Below are 4,039 nucleotides of genomic sequence, written 5' to 3'. Positions count from 1 at the left end.
CGTGCGGCTGCGATCGAGGCTGGCTGGCAACGCGCAGGCCAAGCGCTCGCGCTGGCGCGCGACCGAAGCCTCGTCGCGCGCCAGGTTCGCGGGCAGCGCCCGGAACAGACGATCGGAGGCCAGGTCGAGCATCTGAGCCTCGGTGGCGTACAGAAGCTGCGCGTCGCAGAACAGCGGACGCGTAGCGCAGCGCCGCACCTCGGCCCCGGCGCGGTCGAGCGCCCGGGACATGCTGGCGCGCAGCGACGACGAACGCGCCTCGAACAAGCGGCCGAGACTCTCGCGGGCGGGGCTTACGGCTTCGGCGGCGGCCGTGGGCGTAGAGGCGCGCAGGTCGGCCACCATGTCGGCGATGGACGTGTCGGGCTCGTGGCCGATGCCGGTGACCACCGGCACGGGGCACTTCGCGATCATGCGCGCCAGCCCCTCGTCGTTGAAGGGCATGAGATCCTCGAACGACCCGCCGCCGCGCACCACGAGCACCACCTCGGCCCCGGCGCGCACGACCGCGCGCATGCCCTCAACGATGCCGGCGGGCGCGTTCGAGCCCTCGACCGCCACGCCCGCGACGAGCACGCGAGCCAGCGGGAACCGGCGGCGCAGTGTGCGCAGCACGTCGTGAACGGCCGCGCCCCGCGGCGAGGTGACCAGTCCGACGAGCGCCGGATACGCAGGCACCGGCCGTTTGCGAGCCGGCGCCATAAGGCCCTCGGCTTCCAGCTTGCGCGCGAGGTTCGCCACCTGCATGCGCAGGTTACCCTCTCCGGCCAGCGCGATGGAAAACACGTCGAAATTCATGCGGCCCTTCGGTGCGTACAGCGTGAAACGCCCGGTCAGTTCCACGAGCTGGCCCACGGCCAACCGCACGCCGGACGCTTGGAAACGGTTGTTCCACATCATGCACGGCAACGCAGCGCGCTGGTCCTTCACGGTGAAATACACGGCTTTGTAGCCGGGCTTGTTCGAGACCTCGGACACTTCGCCCACGAGCCTCACGGTCACGCCCTCGAGCGCTCCCTTCGCCAACGCCATCGCGCCCGACACCGACAGCGCATCCGGCGACCCCCCGCCCTCGGAGCGCGTCGCCGCGCGAGCCCGCTCGAGCGCGGCGCCGAGGCCGTCTTGGCGCGCCATCTCCCCGTACCCCATGGCTCGCCGCTAGTCCCGGCGCTGGCCGAGCAGCCACAGCAGCTGCAGGATGGAGGTGAGGGCGGCCGCCACGTAGGTGAGGGCGCAGGCGCGCAGCACGTTGAACGAGCCCGCCTGCTCGGCCTGGGGCAGGCCCGTCGTGTTCATGTAGGCCATCGCGCGCTGCGAGGCGTTGAACTCCACCGGCAACGTGACCAGCTGGAAGATGACCACCGCGGCGTACATGACGATGGCGGCCGTGGTGAGGCCGGCGATGTTCAGGAAGATGCCCATCATCAACAGGAAGATCCACGCGTTCGACGCCAGGTTCACCACAGGCACCAGCGCGCCGCGGATCTTCATGGGAGCGTAGCCTTGCGCGTACTGGCAGGCGTGGCCCACCTCGTGGCACGCCGTGGCCGTGGCCGTGATGGAGCGGCCGGCGTAGGCGTCGGGCGACAGCGTGACGGAGTTCGTCCGCGGGTCGAAGAAGTCCTGGCCGGGACCGCCGCGATGCACCTCGACGTCGCCGATGCCGTAATACATGAGCATGCGGCGCGCAGCCTCGGCGCCGGTGAGGCCCGTGGATATGGGCACGTGCGTGTATTTCTTAAGCTGGGAGTTCACGTACCAGGTTGCAAGGCCGCCGATGGCCAGCGTGACGACGATCAGCAGCAGGTATCCGTTGCTCAATCCGAACATGGGTGTAACACTCCTTCAGAAGGTTGCATGCGCGAACGCTCTCGTCCGCATCGTTTTCGTTCCCCGCTATTCTATAATGAAACAGATGATCGCCTCGAAACCGTCATGGATTCAGCGCGAAAGATTCGTAACTGACGGCGCCGAGACGCCGGAGGCGCTCAACTCCGATGCTCCACGCGCAGCTCGGAGCCGTCGATGCTGAGCGCGAGCCTGCCTTCCAGAAGCTCCAGCAGCTCCTCTCCCACGAGCGCACGACGCCAACCGCGCAGAAGATCGACGCCCTCGCGGTACCCGCGCGCGACGCGCGCCAGGTCGTCATGGCTGGCCAGCGTGGGGAACGCCACGCCGTTCTGCTTCGCGCGCAGCCGCACGAGCGCGCACATGAGATCCAGCTCCGCGTCGACGTTCGGCTCGTTCTTGCCGCAGCGATCAGGCTCTGGCCAGGTGTCGGGAGACGCGTCCAACGCGGACGCGATCAGCGACACCACGGTGCGCGCGTCCTTCGTGGAGAGGCGGTCGGACAGCCCGCGCACCATGAACAGGTCGTCGATGGAACGGGGCTCGCGCTTGCAGGCCTCCACGATCTGCTCGTCGGTGACCACCCACTTGCGGGGCACGTCGCGTCGCTGCGCTTCAAGCTCGCGCCAGGCCGCTACCTCGCGCGCGGCCGACAGCTGACGGCGCGACAGCTGGGACACGCGTTTGAGCCGCTTGTAGCGCTCGCGCTCGTTGGCAGCGTAGCGCGCCGGATCCGCCAAATCCTCGAAGTCGCGATCGAGCCATGACAGTCGCCCCAGCTCCACGAGCTGCGCCCGCATGCGCTCGTACATGCGCGGCAGATACACCACGTCGTCGGCCGCGTACTCCAACTGCGAATCGGACAGCGGACGACGCGACCAATCGGTGAACGAGTCGATTTTCTTCAACGTCACGCCGCACTCGGCATGCACGAGCGCCGCGTAGCCGATCTGCTGCGTATGGCCCAGGAGCGCGGCGGCCACCTGCGTGTCGAACAGGGGATGCGGCAGCACGCCCACCTCTCGCAGCAGGATCTCCAGATCCTGGTTGCCTGCATGGAACAGCTTCATAACGTTCTCGTTGCGCAGCACGGGCGCGAGTACCTTCAGATCGTCGACGGCGAACGGATCGACGATGGCCGTCTCATCGTCGGTCGCGAGCTGGATCAGGCATAGCTTCGCATAGTAGGTCTTCTCGCGCAGAAACTCCGTATCGATGGCCAGCACGCTGGAATGCATGGCGCGCTCCGCGAACGCCGCGAGGTTTTCTTGGTTTGCTATGTACACCCGGTGTTCCTTACCTTGTGTTTCTCGGTTCATGTTGTACCATGCCATCATAGCAAACGATCGGAAAGGGAACCGGTGAAACTGCTCGTCATCAACAACCTCTCCTCCGGCTTCGGCGAAGGAGCCGTGTACGACTTCGTACGCTCGTTCATGCAGGACGGCGACGAGGCATGCTTGCGCTCGACGGACGGAACCACCGGAGTGAGCACCCTTCTGGACGACGCCGCGTCGTTCGACGCCGTCATCGCAAGCGGCGGCGACGGCACCGTGGCCACGGTCAGCTACATGCTCGCCGACTCGGGCATCCCCGTCCTGCCCTTCCCAGCCGGCACCGCGAACCTGCTTGCGCTCAACTTGGCCTCCCCCATGGAGCCCCACGCGCTGGCGAAGATGGTGCGCGAGGGCCGCACGCTCGACTTCGACCTCGGCGAGATCGAAGTCGAAGGCCGCAAGTTCGGCTTCGGCATCATGGCGGGTGCGGGCTACGACGCGGCCATCATGCACGGCGCCGAAGCGGGCAAGCGCCTGTTCGGTCCCATGGCCTACCTATCGGCGGCCATCGCGAACCCCATGCCGCAGAAATCGCATTTCATCCTCGACCTCGATGGCGAGCGCCTGGAGAGCGACGGGCTTGGCATCTTGCTCGTGAATTTCTCGAAGATCCAGTTCGACATCACGGTAACGCACGACAACGAGCCGCGAGACGGCGAGTTCAACGTGGTGGTGCTCAAGGCGAAAACCGCCTTCGAGCTGATTCCGGCGGTGCTGGCCGGCCTCCTCGACCGCGGCGGCGACTTTCCCGACCGCACGGGCGCGCTGGAAATCCACCGGGCACGCACGGTGCGCGTGGAAGCCGACCCGCCCATGGAGGTGCAGTACGACGGCGAGGCGACGCGCCTCATGAC

At 67.1% G+C, this 4,039-nt stretch carries 4 protein-coding genes; 1 reads left to right on the top strand and 3 read right to left on the bottom strand.

Annotation, left to right across the window (positions count from 1 at the left end; genetic code table 11):
* The 3 genes from xseA to rnd all read right to left on the bottom strand — a co-directional run.
* Positions 1–1,149, bottom strand: a 1,149-nt coding sequence (xseA, locus tag ACMO6A_RS15025) for an exodeoxyribonuclease VII large subunit (RefSeq protein WP_418471485.1), incomplete at its 3' end; no start/stop codon positions are given.
* Positions 1,150–1,158: 9 nt separating this feature from the next.
* Positions 1,159–1,830, bottom strand: a complete 672-nt coding sequence (locus ACMO6A_RS15020) for a zinc metallopeptidase (protein ID WP_009307151.1) — start codon at positions 1,828–1,830, stop codon at positions 1,159–1,161.
* A 158-nt stretch (positions 1,831–1,988) separates the two neighbouring features.
* Positions 1,989–3,134 (bottom strand): ribonuclease D, encoded by a 1,146-nt coding sequence (gene rnd / locus ACMO6A_RS15015; RefSeq protein ID WP_009307152.1) that lies wholly within the window; start codon positions 3,132–3,134, stop codon positions 1,989–1,991.
* A gap of 75 nt (positions 3,135–3,209) precedes the next feature.
* On the opposite strand from rnd, the gene ACMO6A_RS15010 reads away from it, so the two are divergent.
* On the top strand, positions 3,210–4,039 hold an 830-nt coding region (locus ACMO6A_RS15010; RefSeq protein WP_418471484.1), incomplete at its 3' end, for a diacylglycerol/lipid kinase family protein.

This window comes from Eggerthella sp. (assembly GCF_048329335.1).
GTDB lineage: Bacteria > Actinomycetota > Coriobacteriia > Coriobacteriales > Eggerthellaceae > Eggerthella > Eggerthella lenta.
Note: the sequence above shows the minus strand (reverse complement) of the source record. Positions and strands in the feature narration are given on the sequence as shown.